The 21,715-nt window shown below is 29.6% G+C and carries 27 protein-coding genes; 2 read left to right on the forward strand and 25 right to left on the reverse strand.

Features of this window, described 5'->3' with window-relative positions; translation table 11 throughout:
• Positions 1-38: 38 nt before the first annotated feature.
• From codY to M4I33_RS10455, 4 genes are all read right to left on the reverse strand, one after another.
• Positions 39-815 (reverse strand): GTP-sensing pleiotropic transcriptional regulator CodY, encoded by a 777-nt coding sequence (gene codY, locus M4I33_RS10440; RefSeq protein WP_257916731.1) that lies wholly within the window; start codon positions 813-815, stop codon positions 39-41.
• Positions 816-976: 161 nt separating this feature from the next.
• Positions 977-3,067: a type I DNA topoisomerase gene (topA, locus tag M4I33_RS10445; RefSeq protein WP_257916732.1), complete on the reverse strand. Its 2,091-nt coding sequence runs from the start codon at positions 3,065-3,067 to the stop codon at positions 977-979.
• A gap of 53 nt (positions 3,068-3,120) precedes the next feature.
• Positions 3,121-4,176, reverse strand: a complete 1,056-nt coding sequence (gene dprA / locus M4I33_RS10450) for a DNA-processing protein DprA (RefSeq protein WP_257916733.1) — start codon at positions 4,174-4,176, stop codon at positions 3,121-3,123.
• 14 nt (positions 4,177-4,190) lie between these two features.
• Positions 4,191-4,685 (reverse strand): ATP-binding protein, encoded by a 495-nt coding sequence (locus M4I33_RS10455; protein ID WP_257916734.1) that lies wholly within the window; start codon positions 4,683-4,685, stop codon positions 4,191-4,193.
• Positions 4,686-4,750: 65 nt separating this feature from the next.
• Between M4I33_RS10455 and M4I33_RS10460 the strand changes: the two genes are divergently transcribed.
• Positions 4,751-5,140, forward strand: a complete 390-nt coding sequence (locus M4I33_RS10460; RefSeq protein ID WP_257916735.1) for a helix-turn-helix domain-containing protein — start codon at positions 4,751-4,753, stop codon at positions 5,138-5,140.
• A 191-nt stretch (positions 5,141-5,331) separates the two neighbouring features.
• On the opposite strand, the gene M4I33_RS16935 is transcribed toward M4I33_RS10460, so the two are convergent.
• The 7 genes from M4I33_RS16935 to M4I33_RS10490 form a co-directional block, all read right to left on the reverse strand.
• Entirely contained in the window at positions 5,332-5,733 is a 402-nt protein-coding gene (locus M4I33_RS16935; protein ID WP_374707710.1) for a DUF5658 family protein, read from the reverse strand.
• 19 nt (positions 5,734-5,752) lie between these two features.
• Positions 5,753-6,286: a DUF4352 domain-containing protein gene (locus tag M4I33_RS10465; RefSeq protein WP_257916736.1), complete on the reverse strand. Its 534-nt coding sequence runs from the start codon at positions 6,284-6,286 to the stop codon at positions 5,753-5,755.
• Between the two features lie 821 nt (positions 6,287-7,107).
• Positions 7,108-7,989, reverse strand: coding sequence for a ComEC/Rec2 family competence protein (locus tag M4I33_RS10470; protein WP_257916737.1), 882 nt, complete (start codon positions 7,987-7,989; stop codon positions 7,108-7,110).
• 113 nt (positions 7,990-8,102) lie between these two features.
• Positions 8,103-8,969 (reverse strand): N-acetylmuramoyl-L-alanine amidase, encoded by an 867-nt coding sequence (locus M4I33_RS10475; protein ID WP_257916738.1) that lies wholly within the window; start codon positions 8,967-8,969, stop codon positions 8,103-8,105.
• Between the two features lie 105 nt (positions 8,970-9,074).
• A complete protein-coding gene (locus M4I33_RS10480; RefSeq protein WP_257916739.1) occupies positions 9,075-9,293 on the reverse strand; it encodes a phage holin family protein in 219 nt (72 codons plus the stop codon).
• Positions 9,294-9,312: 19 nt separating this feature from the next.
• A complete protein-coding gene (locus M4I33_RS10485) occupies positions 9,313-9,546 on the reverse strand; it encodes a hemolysin XhlA family protein (RefSeq protein ID WP_257916740.1) in 234 nt (77 codons plus the stop codon).
• A 14-nt stretch (positions 9,547-9,560) separates the two neighbouring features.
• Complete coding sequence (locus M4I33_RS10490; protein WP_257916741.1) at positions 9,561-10,748, reverse strand: carbohydrate binding domain-containing protein; 1,188 nt, start codon at positions 10,746-10,748, stop codon at positions 9,561-9,563.
• A gap of 355 nt (positions 10,749-11,103) precedes the next feature.
• Between M4I33_RS10490 and M4I33_RS10495 the strand changes: the two genes are divergently transcribed.
• On the forward strand, positions 11,104-11,391 hold the full coding sequence (locus M4I33_RS10495) for a hypothetical protein (RefSeq protein WP_257916742.1): 288 nt from the start codon (positions 11,104-11,106) through the stop codon (positions 11,389-11,391).
• 10 nt (positions 11,392-11,401) lie between these two features.
• Here M4I33_RS10495 and M4I33_RS10500 read toward each other — a convergent pair whose 3' ends face one another.
• The 14 genes from M4I33_RS10500 to M4I33_RS10565 form a co-directional block, all read right to left on the reverse strand.
• Positions 11,402-13,342 (reverse strand): phage tail spike protein, encoded by a 1,941-nt coding sequence (locus M4I33_RS10500; RefSeq protein WP_257916743.1) that lies wholly within the window; start codon positions 13,340-13,342, stop codon positions 11,402-11,404.
• A gap of 15 nt (positions 13,343-13,357) precedes the next feature.
• Complete coding sequence (locus M4I33_RS10505) at positions 13,358-13,579, reverse strand: hypothetical protein (protein ID WP_257916744.1); 222 nt, start codon at positions 13,577-13,579, stop codon at positions 13,358-13,360.
• Between the two features lie 22 nt (positions 13,580-13,601).
• Positions 13,602-13,871 (reverse strand): hypothetical protein, encoded by a 270-nt coding sequence (locus tag M4I33_RS10510; protein WP_257916745.1) that lies wholly within the window; start codon positions 13,869-13,871, stop codon positions 13,602-13,604.
• A 15-nt stretch (positions 13,872-13,886) separates the two neighbouring features.
• Positions 13,887-14,582 carry a phage tail protein gene (locus tag M4I33_RS10515; protein WP_257916746.1) on the reverse strand — a complete coding sequence of 232 codons (696 nt, stop codon included), beginning with the start codon at positions 14,580-14,582 and terminating at the stop codon, positions 13,887-13,889.
• Entirely contained in the window at positions 14,582-17,599 is a 3,018-nt protein-coding gene (locus tag M4I33_RS10520; protein WP_257916747.1) for a phage tail tape measure protein, read from the reverse strand. Before M4I33_RS10520 ends, M4I33_RS10515 begins: the two co-directional genes overlap by 1 nt.
• A 3-nt stretch (positions 17,600-17,602) precedes the next feature.
• Positions 17,603-17,767, reverse strand: coding sequence for a hypothetical protein (locus M4I33_RS10525; RefSeq protein WP_257916748.1), 165 nt, complete (start codon positions 17,765-17,767; stop codon positions 17,603-17,605).
• 155 nt (positions 17,768-17,922) lie between these two features.
• Positions 17,923-18,225, reverse strand: coding sequence for a hypothetical protein (locus tag M4I33_RS10530; RefSeq protein ID WP_257916749.1), 303 nt, complete (start codon positions 18,223-18,225; stop codon positions 17,923-17,925).
• Positions 18,226-18,236: 11 nt separating this feature from the next.
• Complete coding sequence (locus tag M4I33_RS10535; RefSeq protein WP_257916750.1) at positions 18,237-18,806, reverse strand: hypothetical protein; 570 nt, start codon at positions 18,804-18,806, stop codon at positions 18,237-18,239.
• Positions 18,799-19,104: a hypothetical protein gene (locus M4I33_RS10540; protein WP_257916751.1), complete on the reverse strand. Its 306-nt coding sequence runs from the start codon at positions 19,102-19,104 to the stop codon at positions 18,799-18,801. Before M4I33_RS10540 ends, M4I33_RS10535 begins: the two co-directional genes overlap by 8 nt.
• A gap of 77 nt (positions 19,105-19,181) precedes the next feature.
• Positions 19,182-19,601 (reverse strand): HK97 gp10 family phage protein, encoded by a 420-nt coding sequence (locus M4I33_RS10545; protein WP_257916752.1) that lies wholly within the window; start codon positions 19,599-19,601, stop codon positions 19,182-19,184.
• A complete protein-coding gene (locus tag M4I33_RS10550) occupies positions 19,594-19,905 on the reverse strand; it encodes a hypothetical protein (RefSeq protein ID WP_257916753.1) in 312 nt (103 codons plus the stop codon). Before M4I33_RS10550 ends, M4I33_RS10545 begins: the two co-directional genes overlap by 8 nt.
• Before the next feature lie 11 nt (positions 19,906-19,916).
• Positions 19,917-20,228, reverse strand: coding sequence for a phage head-tail connector protein (locus M4I33_RS10555; protein WP_257916754.1), 312 nt, complete (start codon positions 20,226-20,228; stop codon positions 19,917-19,919).
• A gap of 37 nt (positions 20,229-20,265) precedes the next feature.
• Complete coding sequence (locus tag M4I33_RS10560) at positions 20,266-21,081, reverse strand: phage capsid protein (protein ID WP_257916755.1); 816 nt, start codon at positions 21,079-21,081, stop codon at positions 20,266-20,268.
• Between the two features lie 16 nt (positions 21,082-21,097).
• Positions 21,098-21,703, reverse strand: a complete 606-nt coding sequence (locus M4I33_RS10565) for a phage scaffolding protein (protein ID WP_257916756.1) — start codon at positions 21,701-21,703, stop codon at positions 21,098-21,100.
• Between the last annotated feature and the right edge of the window lie 12 nt (positions 21,704-21,715).

The following is a 21,715-nucleotide window of genomic DNA, read 5'->3' on the forward strand; positions in this document are numbered from 1 at the left end:
AAAAAAGATACCTACTATTATATAGATATCTTTTAAAACTATCTTATTTTATTTAACTCTTCTAAAAGTTTATCATTTAAAACCTTAATATGAGTTCCCTTCATTCCAAGAGATCTAGATTCAATAACTCCAGCACTTTCAAATTTTCTTAAAGCATTTACTATAACACTTCTTGTTATACCAACTTTATCAGCTATCTTAGATGCAACTAAAAGTCCTTCTTGACCATCTAATTCATTAAAGATATGCTCAACTGCTTCAAGTTCTGAATAAGAAAGAGTTCCTATTGCAAGTTGTACTACAGCTTTCTTTCTAGTATCTTCTGCTAATTCATCTTGTCTAGCTCTTAGCATCTCCATACCAACTACAGTTGCACTATATTCACAAAGGACTAGATCATCTTCTGTAAATACAGTTCCGAATCTTGCAAGTAAAAGCGTTCCAATTCTTTCTCTGTTTCCTATTACAGGAACTATAGTTGAAAGCTTGTTTAATACTTTACACTCACCAACTTCTTCAAAAACACATTGTCCTTGATTTTTAAGATTTGATAATGTCTCTCCAACACTTAAAAGTTTATCGTTGTAATCTTTAGGAAATTTCTTTTCCTCCATTACACGCATTTTCATTATATCGCATTCAAATTTATCTGAAAAGCTATACCCAATTACCTTACCTATTTTATCTACTAAGTACACATTACATTCTAGTACTTCACTTAGTAAATCACATATATCTTCAAAAGCAACAGCTTCCGCTCCGCTCTTTTGTAATATCTTATTTAATCTTCTCGTTTTATTAAGCAATGATGACATTAAAAATCCTCCTTGATAATCTAAAAGCCTTTAGACATATAATTTAAATTATTAGAAAGTTCTAACAATTCTAACTCATTACAGTTTATCATAGAAAACTTCCTATTTCAACAAGATTATATGACTCCCTGACATATATTTTACCAAAGAGGATATATTAATTATTTATCTTCATTATTATCTTTTTCTATAGTTTCTTTATGTTTACATTCCGGGTTCGAACATTGGATAAAATCTCCAGATTTTTTTGAATATTTTTTAACCATATAAGTTCCACATTCCGGGCATTTCTTTTCAATTGGTTCGTTCCAACTTACAAAATCACATTCTGGGTAACTTGCACATCCATAAAATCTTTTGCCCTTTTTACTTCTCTTAGCTAAAACCTTTCCTCCACACTTAGGGCATGGGGCTTCAATTTCTTCAACTATAGGTTTTGCATTTTTACATTCTGGGTATCCCGGACAAGCTAAAAACTTACCAAATCTTCCTCTTTTTATGACCATCATTTTGCCACACTTATCACAAGGAACATCACTAACTTCATCTTCAATAACAACTTTAGAAATTTCTTTTTCAGCTTTTTCTATAGCATGTTTTAACGGTTCAAAGAAGTCACTAACAACTTTTTCCCATTCTATGCTACCTTCTTCAATATTATCTAATCGCTTTTCCATCTCAGCTGTAAAGTCTACATCTACAATTTGATTGAAATATTCGCAAATAATATTGTTAACTATAAATCCTAATTCTGTTGGAAAAAGATTTTTCTTATCTCTTTCAACATAATTTCTTCCAAGAAGTGTTGAAATAGTTGGTACGTATGTACTCGGTCTTCCTATTCCTTTTTCTTCTAAAAGTTTAACGAAAGATGCTTCTGTATATCTAGCTGGTGGTTGAGTGAAGTGTTGCTTTTCTTCTATGTTACTTGCACTTAATGTTTCTGAAACCTCAAGGTCTGGTAATTTTGAATCATTTTCATCATCTGAACCGTACTCATATATTTTCATAAATCCATCAAACTCAACTGTTGAACCACTTGCTTTAAATAGATATCTACCATTTTCAATATTAATTGAATTAGTGTTTAATTTACATGATGCCATTTGAGATGCCATAAATCTCTTCCAAATTAAATCATATAACTTAAATTGTTCAGGCGAAAGACTTGCTTTTGCGATTTCTGGAGTTATTAAAACATTAGATGGTCTGATAGCTTCGTGTGCATCTTGAATGTTTTTCTTTGATTTATAAACTCTTGGTGATTCTGGTATGTAATTTTCACCGTAATTTTCATTAATAAAATCTAATGCAGAATCTTGAGCTTCTTTAGAAATTCTAACAGAATCTGTTCTCATATAAGTTATAAGACCAACAGTTCCAAATCCTTTAACCTCTACTCCTTCATAAAGCATTTGTGCTACAGACATCGTTTTCTGAGTTCTGTAATTCAACTTTTTATTTGCATCTTGTTGAAGTGTACTTGTTGTAAAAGGTGCTAGTGGATTTTTTACCTTAACTCCTTTTTTAATGTCTTTAATAACGAATTTATCTTTATCAATTCCATTTACTACTTCATTTGCATCTTTTTCGTTTTTAAGTTCTATTTTCTTCCCGTCACATTTAGAAAGTTTTATTTTGAATTTTTTTCTTCCTTTTTTAAGTTCGCAATCTACAGTCCAAAATTCCTCTGGTATAAATTTTTTTATTTCTTCTTCTCTATCACAAATAAGTTTAAGTGCAGCAGATTGTACTCTTCCAGCACTTAATCCCCATTTTACATTTTTCCAAAGTATAGGACTTATCTCATAACCAACAAGTCTATCTAATATTCTTCTAGCTTGCTGTGCATCTACTAAACTTTTATCTATTTTTCTTGCTTCTTTTATAGAAGATTTAACTGCATTTTTTGTTATTTCATTAAAAACAATTCTACAATCTTCTGTATCGTCAATTTTTAAAAGATTAGCTAAATGCCAAGAAATAGCTTCCCCCTCACGATCGGGGTCGGTTGCTAGATAAATTTTATCAGCTTTTTTTGCTGCTTTTCTAAGAGTTTTTAAAAGATCGCCCTTACCTCTTATAGTGATGTATTGAGGTTCATAATTATTTTCTATATCAACTCCAAGCTTACTTTTTGGCAAATCTCTAACATGCCCCATAGAAGCTTCGACTATATAATTCTTTCCTAAATATTTTCCTATTGTTTTCGCCTTAGCAGGTGACTCAACTATAACTAATTTTTGGCCCATAAATTAACTTCATATTTCATTTATACGAAGTTATTCACCCCCTCAAGTTTTATTTATAATACTCTGACATAATATTCGCCAGGCAAATTCATTATCTTATTATTAATTTGCATTTCAAATAATAACCTATAAAAAGTGTTTCTGTCAACCTTAGATTTTTTTAATAAATCATCAACGTGTACAGGTTCATCACTTATTATTTCAAGTATTTTATTTTGAATATCATCTTCTAAATCTATTTCTTTTTCATAATCTACATTTAAAAAATCATATAAAGATTGCTTATCATATATAATTGTAGCACCTTCACTTAGAAGCATATTAGTACCTACATTATACTCTGAAAAGATTGACCCTGGAACAACTCCAACTTCTATACCTATTTCATTTGAACGGTCTACTGTAATTATAGAACCACTTCCTTTTTTTGCTTCTGGTACTAGTAGTTTATAAGATAATGCACTAATTATTCTATTTCTTCTTGGAAAGTTAAACGCAAACGGTTTAGTTCCAAGAGGGAACTCACTTAATAAAAGTCCATACTTACTTATTTCTTCTAATAAAAATCTATTACTGTTTGGATATAAAATATCAATTCCAGACCCTAAAACAGCAATTGTATTACCATCATTATTTAAAGCGCTCTTATGTGCAACAGCATCAATACCTAACGCACCACCACTTACTATAGTAAAACCAACTTTAGCCATTTCCTTAACTAAAACATTTGTAGCTTTTTCTCCGTAAGTACTATGTCTTCTAGACCCAACAACACCTACTGTAGGTTCATTTAAAAGTTTTATATTACCTTTATAAAACATAAAATAAGGTGGTTCATCTAATCTCTTTAACTTCTCTGGGTATTCTTCCATAGTAATTGTTATAAAAGAAATATTAAGTGCTTCTAAGTTTAATAAAAACTCCTCAGAAGATTTAAGTTCCTCTTCTTTATTATAATTTTTAAATTTTTTAAAAATGTATGGATATTCGCATTTAATTATTTCGAATTTATCGTAAATCTCTTTTTCTTTTCCATATTTAGATATTAAAAACAGCTTTCTTTTATTGCTTATATCCATTGATATTAACCATAATATAAATTTTTCCATATGTCTACCCCTTTTTAAATAATCTCGCCATCAAAATCTCTTCTAAATCCCACCGCTTCAATGATATGTGGTGCTTCAATTTTTTCTTTTCCATCAATATCTGCAATAGTTCTTGCAACTTTTAAGATTTTTCCATATCCTCTTACTGAGATGTTAGTTTTTTCTACAATGTTTTTTATAATTTTTTCACTTTCATCATCTAAAATACAATATTTGAATATATCTTTTCCTATTAGTTCTGAATTATAATTATAAGAAGTATTTTTATATCTTTTATTACTAATAGCTCTTCCTTTGTTTATTCCTTTAATCAAAGACTTTTCAGTTGCCATACCAATTCCCCTATGAATTTCAGTATAACTTAATCTTGGAACAAAGTTAAAAATATCTATTCTATCTTTCATAGCTTTAGACAATCTATTCCTGTAATTCCTTATTTGATTTTTACTACAAACGCATTTATTATCCTCTACCCCATAAGAAGAAAGTCCGCAAGGGCAAGCGTTCACATCACAAGTTTGAATATATAAATCGTAGAAGGAATCATGCTATTGCCGGTAAATATGGAGATATATTGACGCAATTAAGATTAGAACACAATATCTCATTATTAGAGTTAGGTGCAGCAACAAATATATCTGAGACAACTATTTCAAAACTTGAAAGAAATCTATTAAGTCCTAAAAACGCTTTTTATTACTATAAAATACTTTCAGATTATTTTAAAGTTGATTATTATGATACATTTAAATTATTGACTCTACCTGAAAAAACTATACAAGATAAGATATTAAAATTAAAAGCTCTATTGGGGACTAAAAATCTTTCTGATGTCGATACCCTATTAGGGAAATATGAAACATTTGTTAATGAAGTTTTGTATAAAGAAAAAAATAATATATATATTAATGAAGAAACAGAGAAATTAATTACTGAAACATTAATCAAATTGAAAACAAAATAGAAGGTTATTTTATTAACCTTCTATTTACCTTCTTTAGTATCTTTACTTTCTTTTTACCTGAACTATCTATTGTAACCCTTATAACCATTTAATCACTCTTTCGCTTTTTTGCGAACGTACGTTCTTATATAAGTTTACATCCTCGTTCATATTTTTTCAATATTTTTAATGTAAATAAATTTTAAACCTTTTTAAGAAAACTTTGGTATTATATTTAAGTAGATATAACTCATAACATATATGATATGAAATGAATTTATAATAATATATACTATCAGCATTCCGCTGACAAATATATTTCCAATCTTTAATTGTTGATTATTTGCATCTTCCAACCTTCTATAAACAAAGAACACTAAAATCCCCACAAATCCAACTTTTATAACTAAACTCAAGATCGGATCTAAAACAATCTTTTGCATTGTAACATTGGCTTCTATAAACATATCTGTTTGTAATAAAATTAAAGTAAATATAATATCGCTGATATTTAATATATATAATAGAAGCAATTTATTTTTTACACTTTTATTTGTTGAACTTTTTATATAATTAATAATAAAGCAACACCTCCTATTTAGAAGTGTTGCCATATATATTTATCCTAATCAATTATTTGATATCTACTATCATTTCACCTATAGGACCAGAATTTCTTTCATATTGTAATTTTATTTCTTTAGAATCTGTAGGAACTCTATACGCAATAGTTGCATGTAATTTCCCACCTACCGGAATAGGTCTAGGGCTCTCATCCATTGCTACTGGATATGTTCTCAAAACATTCCCTTCCCCATCCATAACAACAAAAGCTGTCTGGTCAACTAATAACTTTCCTCCATCACTTGGTTTAAAACTTTTATTATTATAATCATAATCTATTATAACTACTTGTTTCGGTTGTTTCTCCTCAAATTCATTTCTTTCTTTTGTTGTCTTAATTGAATTAATTGTTACTGTATACTCACCATTCTCTGTTTTAACCTCAAATGGTTCTTTCAATTTAATTTCTGCTAATTTATCTTCTTGTTGTGTTTGCTCTTGTTTTTGTGGTTCTTTAGGCTGCTCTTTCTTTTCTCCACATCCAATAAATGCTCCTCCTAATATACCTACACTTAATAAAATAGCTAATAATCTTTTCTTCACTATTATTCCTCCCTTTTGTAAAGTCAGGAGTATTTTACCATAGTATTATAAATAAACTGTAAACTCATACTTTATCTATAGTTTATTTATTGAATGTTTACTATATTATGGTATATTGTACTTGTCTTAGATATTTAATATACATTTTTACACTACGGAGGGTTAATCTCTTCTAACTAAGGTATTATAAAAAGATATTTCAGTTCCTGTTTGTGTTTTCTAACATGTCTTTTTATAATATCTTTTTTTGTCCAAATAGAATATAATAAAATTATTACATAAACTATATTTTAAACATCGTTATAAACAAAAGAAGTAATACCAAATGTGTATTGCTTCTTTTTTGCATATAATCTAAAAATATTAATATACTTAAATACATACATTTCTAAACTCAATTTTGTTCTAAAAAATGTAGAAGTATCTAACTCATACTTCTACATTTTCTTTATATCTTAAAATTTATTCTATAATTATTTTAAATCTACTTATATATATAATATTATATTGTCAAATTAGAAGACAAACAGATTTAATACCCTAACAATTATTTACAGCACAATGAAATTGTATTATTATTTAATTACCTTCTTAGTTGATTATTAATCACAAGTATCAAACATTAACCACATTCAGCTTACTTTATTAAAGGCATCTTTTAGATGTCTTTTTTGTATGTTTTAATAAGTATTGGATAAACTTATTAATGATGATGTTTTTCCAGCATCAAAATTTTTCTATAATACCTATTCAAATAAATTTTTATTGGTATTGAAACTAATAGAAGGCAGGATTTATCCTGCCTAAAATACTCTATTTGTTTAATTAGCATATTTAAGTGCTTTTACGGGTTTATCATTCTTATCAAACCACCACTTTTTCCCATTTGCTCTAAGAACAATATTTCCTGTCTTATCTGTTCGATAAACATCAATATTTTTATCGTATTTAGCGTATCTTTTAAATATTTCTTTATTTGGATGTCCATATCTTTTACCATCTGTGCTTACAACTACTTTCTCTGGATCATATTTTTTTATAAAATCAGTACTTGATGAATACTTAGATCCATGATGTGGTGCTTGTACAACATCAACATTATATTTTTTACCAGCTTTTTCTGCTCCTTTTTCTGCATCACCCGTTAGTAACACTTCTAAATTACCATAGTCTATATAAGTCATTACTGAATCTTCATTATCACTACTATAGTTTTTACTACTATGCATAAATTCTAATGTAGCTCCACCGCTTTTTATTTTTATTCCACTTTTTGCATCATATATTTTACAACCCTTTTCTTTTTTAGCTAAATTCAAAACAGCTTTTGCAGTTTTTGTTCTGGTATATGAAATATCTTTTGGATAATAGAATTTTTTTACCTTCATTCTTTTAAATACTTCCTGTAGTCCTCCAATATGATCCGCATCTGGATGTGTAGAGATTACATATTCTAAATCCATATTTTTCTCTTGCTTCAGTAATTGGTCAACAACTTTTCTACCATTTCCAGTAGAACCTGCATCAATAAGAATATCGCTTCCGCTAGGTGTTTCAATATAAATAGCATCTCCTGCACCTACATTTATAAACTCTATTTTCATATCTTGTTTAGTCGCTGCTTCAACTGAAATTGAAATTGATGAAGTAATAAACAGTACTACTGTTAATACTCCAGCTAACATTTTTGATTTTCTTTTCATACCATACCCCCCATATGTTAATTTATTCCACATGACTATAATAACATATTTTACAAATAGAAATAAAGACAGAATTTTCCCCGCCTTTGTTTTCTTTTGAAATGGTATATAATCTATTTACTATATAAAGCTTTCCAAGTGTTCTTACCAACTATTCCATCTACACTTAAACCTTTATTTCTCTGTAAATTCTCAATTGCTATAGTAGTACCTCTACCAAATACTCCGTCTGCTCCTCCACTTGATTTTAATGAAGTGTATCCTCTATTTAATAATCTTTGTTGAATACATTTTGTTATATTTCCTTCTGCACCTTCTCTAACTGTAGGACATACTGATAATGTTGAATCCCCAAAGTAACCATCTTCTTTAATATTTCCATACCCTTGTACATTAAGTTGATGTTGTAGTTTCTTAACTTCTTCACCACTTATAGAAACTTCCCAAAGTTTATCACCCTGTGTTTTTAATGGTTCACTTGGTTTTATTTCTATATTCTCAACATCCTTACCTTCTAATCTTGCTTTAAAGTTCCACCATCTTTTCCAATCGTTTGGAGAAAACTGTGAAGGACAACATTTTCTGCTCGCATCATAGTGTCTTACTACATGATCTATGTTTATTCCATATTTGTTCATTAAAGATTTTGTTAGCTCTAAAGTATTTTCTATTGTCTTATCTGATATATTACCATCATCAGTGCCACACATTTCAATTGCAATAGTATTCCTATTTCCTATTCCATATTTATTATGTCCATCGCCGCAACTCCAACTACAGTCATTATCTTCTACCACTTGGTATATTGAATTGTCATCTACAAAATAATGTGCTGAAGCTCCTCTATCAGCTCTACCAAAATAATCTGCATTATTCTTGGCTGTGTCATTTGTATTTCCTGTACTGTGAATAATAATGTAGTCCTTACTATTTCCTCCTTCATAGTGATTAAATCTGCTTAATTGTCTTGTTATATTCATTAAAATTCCTTCTTTCTTTTATTATTTATTACTAATTTAACTTTATATTTGTAAACTAAGGCAATAAAAAAAGACCTTATTGGTCCTCTAATATTCCCTTAAATTTTATTTATCCTTTTTACTTATTCCATCAAGTCCATTTGTAGTTGGGTTATTTAAAACTCCCAAAGCTACCCCTATACCACATAATGCATTTACTATATACATAACTTTATCTCCATCTACATTAAACCCTAAATTAGCAACTATCATTACTACAGCACTTGCTATAGCTACTATAGTTCCTGTATTTTTTAATCTTTTAATAATTTCTTTTGCTTTCATTGTTACTTTCCTTCCTTCTTTATTTAAATATATGTGTTTGGATTGCATAAAAAAAGAAACCTGCTATGCTTCCTCCTAATAATCCTATTAACCATTTTAATGCTGCAGTTAAACTATCTAAGCTTTTTACTAAATTTTTAATCTCTATTTTCATTTCTGCTTGACTTTGTTCTAATTTATCAATTCTATCCGCATGATTGTTTATCCTATTTTCATTTACTTTAACTTTATGCTCTAATAATTCCTCATTCATATTACTGTCCTTTCTTATGCTCCCATTGCTTCCCAAAATACTCTAGCTATAGATCCTTGTGATCCAATATATGTTTTTTGATTTAATCCATACACTTTTCCTCCTAGCCTATCTATTCTATAACTATTTAGAATATAGTTTGCTGTCCAATAATCATTTCCATCAACTAATTCTAATGAAGCTTTAAATTTTGTACAATAATGTGGAAATGGTCTTGGAAAATTTATTACATCTTCAATTACCCATCCATCTTTAATACGTATTTCTTTATATCCACATTGGTAAACTAGACCGTCTCCCATTGATCTATAAATATATTCTCCTCCAAGTTGATTTTCTTTTATACTAACAACTTCAAAAGTATTATTAGTTAACTTCCCACCTATTTCAATTCCATTTTTAAAATCATTATTGTAGTTAACGTATAATTTGTTAGCCTGTAAAGGTGCTTCAGGATGATTGTGTGTTCCTACTAAAGCTCTTTGCCCATTTATTACAATATCTCTACCCCACATTAAAGTGTAATTACCATTAGGTCCATCTACATAGAATCTTCCTCCTCGTGTTGATATACCTTTAGTGTTTGCTTCTAATAAATTCTCACCAGTTCTTTTATCTTGAACTCTAAAGCCATTACTGTCTGTTATTGTTTTGGTATTTGTTGAATTACTATCAACAGTTAGTCCTTCTGTATCCATTCTTACTATATTAGAATATATACCTAAACCTTCTCTATATTCTTGTAATACAGTTCCTTGAGTTACCATAACTCTACCTAAATATAGCTTGCCAGCTTCTTCTAAATAAGCTATAAATGTATGTTGCTTACTAGTTGCTTTGAAAGTAAAACTCCACCTTTTCCATCCTGCTTCATATTTTAAAGTAATTCCTTGTATTCCTTCTATTCCAATTGTTGTAGCTAAAGGCTTTTGTCTATCTGCCTCAGCATAAAAACTCACAGTATAACTTTCGTCAGGTATAGTAGAAAATCTTTGATAAATTCCACAACCATTTCTTCCACCAGATTCTATACTCACCATCTTTCCATATCTATCAGCTAAGAAATCAGTATTAGTAGATAGATATGGATTATTATGTGTAGTCCAACTATCAAAATTACCATTAAAGCTAGAATTTGATATTAAATTGCCTGAGCCTAAAGTAGATATTTTCCACTCAAATTTATTATCTAGTTGCTGCATTTCAGTCTTATTAGTATATCTATTATCAGCTTCACCTTTACTATAAAATTGGCTACGGACTGTATTGATAATTGCTGAATCAGTTATTTTAGATTCAACACTATTTAATCTCGTTTCTGCATTAACTATTTTCCCATTTAAAGTATTAGTTGTAGTTTGTATATTGGTTACATTTTGTGTAATGCTATTAGTCTTTTGAGTTAATGAACTTTCAACAGTTGATATTTTCTCATTTGCATTTTTTATTGAATTATCGATATTTATAACTGTTTTATCTATATCAGTTTTATTAACTTTTAAATCAATTTTATCTGATAAAATATTAAAAGCACTTTCTACATTGTGAACCTTATTATTGACTATATCTATTTGTGCATTTATTGCTTGTGTAGTTGAATTTAAATCTTTAACTCCAGCTTCTATACTATTAGTTTTTTGTAAAAATGAGCTTTCAGCAGTACATATTTTTTCATTTGTACTTTTTATTAAGTTATTAATATTTGTAATTGTTTTATCAATTTCGCTTTTAGATACTTTTGAACTTACTTCACCTTTTAATAAATTAAGCTCTGTAGTAGCTTTATTTAAATTACTATTAGTAGTAGCTATATTATTGTTTATTGCATTAACACTATTAGTATAAGTTTGAGTATCTATTTTAATTTAATAGCATTATCTAAAGCTTGTATCGTAGCTCTCTGACTTGATAGTTCTTTAGAATTATTTGTAATAGTATTCTTTTGAGTAGATAGTTCTACATCTAAACTCCTATCCCCTACAGTTACTTTAGTACCTTTTATAGATTCTGTTGCTCCATTTACTTGCCTTACAATAGAGTTTTTATCAAATTTACTTGCATTTAAACTATTGTCATCAGCTTTATTAAATCCATCTGTTATCCCTGCTTTAGTTAATCCTTCTTCAGTTAATAATACTGTTTGTCCATCTACCCCTCTTAATGTTAATGATGCTCTATTGTTTTCATTAATACCTAACATTATTCTCTCAAATAATTTATTATTTACGTCATCAACAATCTGTAGTTTATTACCTAATATTTTAAGGCGACCTTGTGGCCCACATACAGTAACTAAACTTGTATCTAATGTTCCTGCTCTCATTTTATTAGCATTTAAGGAACTAATCTGTGCATCTCCTATAGCTCCATCTGCTATAATTCCACTGCCTGCTACTATAGAATTAGCCTTGAAATTATTTGCTGTAAGATTTCCTGCTAAAAGATTATCTATACTAGCTGCTTTACTTTCTAAAACACTTATTTTTCCACTTGTTGCATTTAAATCTGTTATAGTTGCCTTATTAGCTTCTAAGTTTGCTACTTTAATATTTGTAGATGTTAAATCAGTTATGTTTGCTTTAGTAGATTCTAGTGTACCTATTCTTGCAGTTACTGCATTAAGGTTTTGTATATCAGCTTTTCCTACCTTTAGTGTTTCTATTTCTGCATATACCGCCTTTAAATTAGTAACCTTAATTACATTAGCTTCAAAATCTTCTATTTGCTTAGTAGTAATTCCATCTATTGTGCTTCCTTTGAGTGTTCCATTATCTGTTGTAACATTGTCTATTGTTTCCCCAATTTCATCTACTTTTAATTTTTCAGTATCTAAATTGAGTGATTTATTAGCTAACTCTACAGTATCTTTGCTATGATCTTGAGGGTATTCTTTAATCTTAACTATTCTTTGTTTTTCTTTAACATTCTTTTGTCTAGAAATAAGTGTTACTGTATCTCCTAATTCATAATCAAGAATATCTTTATATTCTTCATTTATTTTTGCTAAATTAGAAATAAGTGCTATATAGCTTTTATATGGAATACACATACTATTTAATTTTCTAAGTGCATCTTCTTTTAAACTTTGTGGATTAGTATACCTTTCATCCTTCCAAAAGTAAGTTAATGTTTTAGATGAATACTTTTTATTTTCTAAATATCCAACTCCACCATTTACACTTTCTATAGTTAAACCATTCTTACCTTGTGGAACTATTCTTGTATAAAAATCATAACTATTACTCTGAACCTGTAGGGCCTTTAAATTCAAACTATCTATAAAATAGATACCTCTATCACTACCAAGACTATCATAAATGTAAATAACTTTATTTAGAGTATCATATCTAATATCTACTCCATACACTTTTTTAACATCTTTAAGTATATTCCAACTATTAGTTGCAACTTTTCTTATTGTCCTTTTAATATTCTTTGTATAGTTATCTATGTTTATAATCCATCCTGTTCCAACTACAGCAAGATTTAGAGCATTTAATAAAGGTTGCTCTTTACTATCAAATCTATCAAAAAAGTTTCCTGTTAAGTTCTCAACATTGAGTTTACAAACATATGAATCCATTTCATTGACTTTAGCTTTTGTCTTTACTACAAACTCATCATATCTAGTTCTTATATAAGTTTCTTCCTCAATTTTATTGTTAAATATATCATCACTTGGATATAAAAAAGAGAGTGTTTTATCTCCACTCTCCAGAACGCTTTCTATACAAATATTTTTGCATTTATTTAGTAATGCAATTTTTCTGTTGTTTTTATCAAATAATTGTAGCATAGTCTAACCACCTTTCTATTTAAGGTCTACTGTTAGACCTCCATCTGCTAATTTTTGAATATATATTTCTCCACCTGCTACTGCTAACTTCTTTATTATTTCTCCTTTAGATACAACTTGAATTATATAATTTCCTTCTTCAAATGTTGGCTTTGGTTCCTGCTGATCTTGATTAACTTCTTTATAATCTACATCTATTGCCTTTTGTTTTTTATTATAGTTTCTTTTTTTACTCATTCTTTTTACCTACTTTCCTTAATTAAAATACAAAACAGTTTAAACCCTTAGCAACTTCTGTAGCTTTAGTTCTAAACTTTTGAACTTCTTCTGATACTTGTTGGCTATTTGCTAAAAATAACTCTTGATTAGTTACGTAAGTTTGAATATTAGCTACACTATTTTCACCTAAATTACATTGTATAGTCATAACCTGTTGATTCATTCCATTAGCTTCAACATTTATAACTCCACTTAAATTTGTTGTTTCTTTTATATCGCTTGATACTTTTGTTACAGTTTCATTTGTCATTTTTATTCCTTCTTTCTAAATATATCTATTTTTATACTTAATTTTTATATTGCACGTATCTTTGTTAACTCTTATGTTATTAGTACCTGAAACTAAAAAAGGAAACTCCCAGAAGTCAGTATCACCAAATTTATTTTTACCTTCTTCTAAAACAGTTCCCTTAATACTATCTATTATTATTTTTTTATTAGCTTTAAGATTTTTTATAATCAATGTATCGTTTAATCCACTAATTGAAATATCTATTGTATCCCATAATGGTAGTATCTCTATAATGCAAGGTGTCTTTTCATTCCCTTTAACATTAATGCTCTTAAATGTTTCTCTATTCATTTCTATAGTTAATTCTTCACTAAGCTTGAAAGTAGATTTAAAGTTTAGTGTTAATTCATATAGTATTTTGCTTACTAATTTCTCTTGATGTTTTTCTAAAGAAATATTATAGGTAAATTCCAAATCACTAAATTTCAATTCTCCTTTTTTACATAAAGCTACTATTTGACTTATTTTATATAAATTATCTTCCTCACTCTTACCTTCGATTAGTAGTTTAACCGTAATAGCACTATAACCTTCTTTTTGTTTATTTATATGAGGATCAAAAGAATCTTCAAGCCATTCCTCATAAGTTACTATATTACAAGCTTGAATATCCCTGCCCGTCATAATCGCATTAAACTTTTCTAATATATCAATACTATTTACGATCATTACCTAACCCCCTTTAATTTGATAGCTGCTTGATTCATAAAATAATCAATATCATTTCTATCTCTAAAGTTATAATTTCCATTAAAGTTAACAGTAGTGCTTGTTGTATTATTACTGTTACTATATTTACTATTTTCATCAGCAGTCATTACTCTCTCACCTTTGTGTAGCCTTGCTAAATAACCGTCATAAGGTACATAATCAAGTCCGTTGTAATGTGAACTTGAGTTACCACTACCTCCACTACTTGAAACCTCAACCGGATTATCACTAAACCAACTTTTTATGCCACCCCAAGCATCTTTAACCCAACCAAACATATCCCAATCTTTACTACATTGAACCTTTATTGCATCATCCCATACTTTTTGTTTTGCTTTATCATGGTATCCTTCTGCTATAGGCGCAAAAACTTGTCCATTTTTTATATCTTCATTTATATCTTCCCTAGCTTTTATAGGATTACCATAAATTTGACCTGTATATCTATCCCAAGCTCCAACTATCCTTCCACTTACATCATCTACTTCAACATAACAATCTGTCATTTTTTCTCTTGTTTTATCATATATTTTATAGTATCCACTTTGAGTTATACCCATCATACCATCCATATGACTTGTATATTTTCTTAATCTTTTAAAATCATTTTGCTCACCATCTTTTAGTATTTGTCCATTACTTGTATTGATATAATCTATTAACTCTGGATACTTTTTCATAGCTTCATCAAGAAAACCTCTATATTTTTTCTTTTCATTATTTACGCTATCTGCTTTTAATTTCTCTAATTTCTTAATCTGATCATCACACGCTTTTTGTTGTTCCGCATTCATTTTAGGTCTATATAATTTCAATTCTTCTATTTGTTTATCATAATTTTGTCTTATTTTTGTTAATTCTTTATCTCTAGCATTAGCTTTTTCAGTTAACAAGGCACTTAATCCATTCATGTCTAGATTTTTCATTCTAGCATTAAAATCAGCCTGTGCTGCCATAAGCTCTTGATTATTTTTAACTGTATTACTTAGATTAACTTGTCCCATTTTAATAGTTAACTCTTGAATTTTTTTGATTTCATCTTGCTTGACATCTCTATTTTCTTTAGATGCTTTATCATAAATCGCATTGATTTGTTTTTGATACTTACTAACTTCTTCTATTTGTTTATTTTGTGATTTCTTAAAGAATTCATTTAACTTCTTTTCGTTAGCATCTAGCTTCCCATCGTCTGCTTTAAAAGATTCGGCCATAGCCTTTTGTGACTCTGGTGCTCTTTGTTTTATTTTCTGAATTGTCTCATTAAACAATTCATCTGTTCTTTTCTTTAAACCATTAATTTGTGACTTTGTTATAACTCCATCCAAACCATTAGTTGTTTCCAACTCAAAATTTAATTTAGATATTTTATCTGATGTTTCCGTAAGTGCTTTTTGGGTTTCTGGACTTATTTTATCGCTCCAGTCTTTATGTTTTATATTCATCCTATCCATTTCATCCGCTGTAAGTGCTATATCACCATGCAACATTTCTAGAGCATTTCCAACTACTCCAAGTTCCTCACTACTCTTTAAACAACTACCATTCATTAACTCTGTATTCTTAGTAAATAAGTATATACCCCCAGCTACAGCACCAACAATAGCAACTAAAGGCAATGCTACAGTACTTAATGCACCAAATCCAATTGCTGCACCTCCTGCAGCTGTTCCTGCTCCCGCTGTTGCAACTCCTGCTGCACTAACTAAAGGTGTTAATTTACTAAATAGACTTATACCTTTTCCAACTGTAGACATAACTGGTCCTGCTGCTACTGCAAATAATCCCATCTTTAAAATCATTTCTTGGGTTTCTGGACTTAATTCACTAAACTTATCTGCTAATGCTCCAATATCTTCTGCCACACTTTTAATAGCAGGTGCTGCCACTTGCAATGCTTTTATACTAGCAGTTTCTAAGGCACCAAAAGCCTGTTCTATAGATGACTTAGTGTTATCTTGCATAGTTTCAGCCATTTCTTTTGCTGCACCATCACAATTCTTAAGATTATTAGTAAGTTCTTGTATACCTTCTTTACCGTTTTGCATTAATACTGTCATACCACTCAATGCTTCAGTACCAAATATTGTTGCTATTGTATTTTGCTTTTGTTCATCAGTAAGCTTTTTAGTCTTATCATTTAATTCACCCATCATAGTAGATAATGGTTTCATTTTCCCATTAGCATCATATGCAGTAAATCCTATTCTTTCCATAGCTGCCGCCATAGCATCACTCGGTTTTGCTAGTCTTGCTAAAGCTCCCCTTAAAGTAGTTCCTGCTTGGCTACCTTTAATACCTGCATTAGCCATTAACCCAATAGCTGCTGTTACTTCTTCTAAACTTAATCCAGCTGCTCTAGCACTAGGTGCAACATACTTCATAGCTTCACCAGTATCTTTTACCGCTGCATTTGTAACTGCTGCATTTTTTGCCAATACATCTGCAACGTGCCCTGCTTGTTTTGCTTCTAATCCAAATCCTCTAAGAGTTGATGCTGCTATTTCAGAACTTGTTGCAAGGTCTTCGCCACTAGATGCTGCTAAATCTAAAAGCCCTGGCATAGCTTGGGTAATTTCATTAACACTAAATCCTGCACTTGCTAAGTTTTCCATACCTAAAGCACATTCACTAGCACTAAAAGCCGTACTTTGACCTAAAGATAATGCTTGATCTTCAAGTAATTTAAATTCATCCCCAGTTGCTCCACTTATAGCTTTTACTCTAGACATTTCAGCTTCGAAATCCATACCTGTTTTAGCTGCAATTCCACCTACTGCCATAAGTGGTAATGAAACGTGAGTAGTTAGTTTACCGCCAACTTTTTCTAATCCTCCACCAATCTTATTTAGCTTTGATGTAGCATTATTTGCTGTTTTTTCTCCACGCTCTTCAACTTTATCCATTGCACTATTGAATTGGTCTAACTTAGCGTTTACTTCTACTAATAACGGTGCTAATTCAATTCCATTAGCCATAATCTAACTACCTCCTTTCATTGCCTTAAATTCTTTGATTTTTGTATAATCTGCTTCTGTTCTAGTAAGACCCCATAATGTTTCTAAGAACTCTCTACCTTTTTCGGTTTGTTTTAATCCATATATCCAAGATTCTTTTGAGTACAATAAAAAAAGTGAATATGACAAGCTATAAACCTCATTGAAGTTCAAGCCTGTATACTCACTTATTGCTTTTATATTTGCAGTTATATTTATATATTTTATGTCATTCTCCCATTCTTCCGTTGGAAAGTACTTTTCTACTATAAGCTTTCCTATTTTCCCTTCTGGAATGGGAGTTCTTAGTTTGGGTTTGCTTCTACTCCTGTTATTGTATCTATTAGTAATTTAGATAATGCAGTAACTCCCTTACTAGACATAGCCATAATATCTCTTTCTGTAAACTTCTTGCTATCAACATTGTTATTCAGAAATTCTAGTAAAATTTCATTTTGTGATTTTACTGGATCCTTGCTCTTATCTAATCCATTAAAAAACTTTTTTGTTTTTATAACTAAAGAATAGGTAGGTTCTTTAACCCCTACTATTTCTCCATTTATCTTTATATCTAAAGTACTATTGTTTATTAAATCTAAATCTAACATCTATGCCCTCCTTATTGCTGTGGTGTTTCATTTTTTGGTGCTGGTATAATCTCGGCATCTTCCATTTCTTCCTCAAATACTGCAAGAAAGTTTTTAATTTTCTCTATTCCTTGTATTTCAGCATTTATTGAAGTTTCCTTTTCTGCAAAATCTAATCCAAACCCATTACCACCTTGACCTATCATAGTAAATCTTAATTTCTTACCATTATCTTTTTCATGTACAAATCTTAATAGTATTGGTTTTAAAGCTCCACCACCACCAAACGTAAGTCTTCTAACTTTCTTTTCTATATCTTCTTTAAATGTTGCTGTTGATAATAAAGCTAACTTTGATAAATCCCAACTTATTATTCCTGTCTTTGCACTTATCTGTTCATCAGTAATAAATGACTTTACCACCCTACCATATTGATTTTTAACATCATACTTTTTAGGTTTGTAATCAATCTTAAATCCACTATTGCAATACCCTACATTATTTTCTTCTGTTTCTATTGCTTTATCTTCTGGTATAGTGTCACCTGTAAATTCATACATAAATATTTCACCAGAACCTAAAATTATTTCATCTTTATTCATTTACTTCTTCCCTCCATTTAATTATAAAAATAACGCTATTCTCAATCATCTGTAGATCATCTCTGAATAACGTTCCTCCTCCACTTCTTGTGGGTTTAAATATTATATTTTTATACTTCTTAAACTTGTCATCACTTTCTTTATTTATAAATATCTTCTCTAAGCATTTCTCTATAGCTTTTACTTCATCATAATCATTCCATATCACCTTTATTTCTAATTGAGTTTGACTTACATAATCTTTAAATATTGGTGTATATGAATATACTAAGGAAGGCTTAGAAATATCTGTAGTCATTAATGGGAAAAATCTATTTTCACCAACTAACTCAATTAATTCTTTATTTGTATTTAAGTACTCAATTATTGTGTTTTCTATCTCAATCCCTCCCCTAATATTATTTGTATCTTATCTATATTCTTAACCTTAGCATTTTCTAAGAATGGTTGTGGTTTTTGTCCTACAGTCCAATGTTCACCTTTATATTTACCATTTTTAACTTCATATTTCCAAGGCGTTTTTCTTCCATCACCATTTACTGCATATATACCTGTACCTTGGTGAACATAAGGCGCATATTCTAAATTACTTGCTACATAACCATTTACTGAACTCATATTATGAAGTGTTCTAAAAAATATACTAGCTCTTAATATTCCCCTATCTACTGGGCAGTTTTTAACAGCTTCTCTTTTAATAAGTAAACAACATTTATTAATGTTTTTTCTTAGTTGCATATTCATTTTAGCTTTTGCTTCTTTACAACTATTTTTAAACTCTTCGTTATTAGACATTTTCTATCACCTTCAAGAAAACTTGATTTAATCTACCTTGTGGATTTACTCCTGTTATGTTATAAATCTTTTCCCCATCCTTTAACCTGTTCTTAGAAGTAATATTCTTATTGAATGTTAACCCTATATGAGTACTTTCTTTCCATTTAGCATTATTAGTATTAACTCTACTATCTGTTTCATAGATTGCAATTAAAATAGGTTCTTTAAAATCTACCCAATCTTTCTTTCTAGCCATAGACTTTGTTGTTATTTCTTTATTCTCTTGTAATATAAGTTTTCTCATTTCTGAATTAATACTCATATTCTCACCACCTAAGGAAGCTTTCTGCAACTTCTTAATTTCTTTGTTATATCTTTAGGAAATCCATCAAGATAACTTGTACTAACTCCACTAAAACTTTCTGAACTTATTCCCTCTGTTCCTAGCCTATTACATTTGATAATTACTAATTCAATTAATGATCCCTCTAAACTTGGTGGAATATCTTCTCTATGAATATAGGCTTTTATTTCTTCTTGAGTTTCTTCAATAAGATCATTGATTAATTCATCCGATTGATTAGCTGCTGAATTACTTCTTCTTTTTATTTTTTCTAATAAAACCTTACTATCTATCTTAATCACCTTCTTAAATTAAAATAGAGAGGTTTTACCCTCTCTTCTATGCTTGTGGCTGTGGTGCAGTAACATTAGGATTCAATGTATACTTTTGAGTTACAATAGCATCTTCTCTTAAAATAACACTATCATATACACATAATCCTCTAATACCATCTGCAAATGAACTTTGCAATCTCATTGCTTCTGTTTCTGATAACTGTTTAGCAGCACCTATAGCACTCTTATGATGTGCAACAATAGTATTAGTTGGTAGTTCTTCACTTGCCATAACTTGCATACCATTTATTTTTTGTCCTTCAACAAATCCATTAGCTAGTACACTTGGATTTTTAGTAAACCTAGCATCTTTAGATAATAATCCAAGGATTTCTGCATCTACAGTTACAAATCTATCTGTTTTAGGAACTTTATTTTTACTTAATTTAGTTCCCATATCTACTATTGCATCATAAACATTTAGAGGTGTTAACTCCTTAGCTGCTAATACATTCTTTTTATTGCTTGCTAACTTGCTTAATACATATCCATCATATGTTTCTGCTAATACCGCTGCATGTTCAGCAGTTGTTGCTTTCATAACATCACCTTTTAATTGAACCTTATCTACATCCTCAAGTGAAAATGCAAAATATTTCTTTTGCTCAAAAGTCATATCTATTGGAGTTGTATTTATATCATCCCAAGCAATACTTCCTTCATAATCTTTAACTGTTCCTGATCCTATTCTATTGAATGTAACCTTATTACCTTTTATATCTGTTGGTTTACTTGTTATTGCATCCGCAATACTTATGTTATGGAAGTTTGCAAGTAATGTACCCTCCCATAATTGTGGCTTAAAACTTTCTACTGACATTATTCATCATCCTTTCTTATTTTAAATTGTTATATGCTTCTGCTATTTGTTCAGCAGTCATATTATCAGCATTATTAACAAAATCTTCCCAAGAGTTTCCTACACTTGGTTTACTATCTGGGTTAGGTGGTGTAATTCCGCCTAAAGTAACTTCAAACATATCTTTATAGGTATCTTTAAATCCTTTAAGCTGTTCATCTAATCCTGTTACTGTTCCATCCTCATTTATTACTAACTTATCTCTATCAATCTTGCTAGATAATAAATCAGAATGCTTTGCTTTGGCTTTAGTTAATGCATTACTAATAGCACTATCTAAAGTTAAATTTCTAATCTTTGTTTCACTATCAGTTTTTAGAGTCTTGATAGTATCTTCATGCTGCTTAATAGTCTTTTGCAATTCCTCATTATCAGCATTATTTTTCTTTAGATCTTTGATTGTGTTATTAGCAGTTTTAATCTGCTCGTCTAAATCTTCTTTCTGACCTTTTAATTTGTTATACCTATCCTCTGCATTTTCAAGAGTAGTAGTATAAATCTTTTCTTTTTTCATTGCTCCCATAACTGATTTAATTTGTTCATCAGTTAAACCTTGAGCTTTTAATAATTCTTCAAACTTCATTTTGAATCCCTC

Origin of the sequence: Clostridium sp. LY3-2 (assembly GCF_024705715.1) — a bacterium.
GTDB lineage: Bacteria > Bacillota > Clostridia > Clostridiales > Clostridiaceae > Clostridium.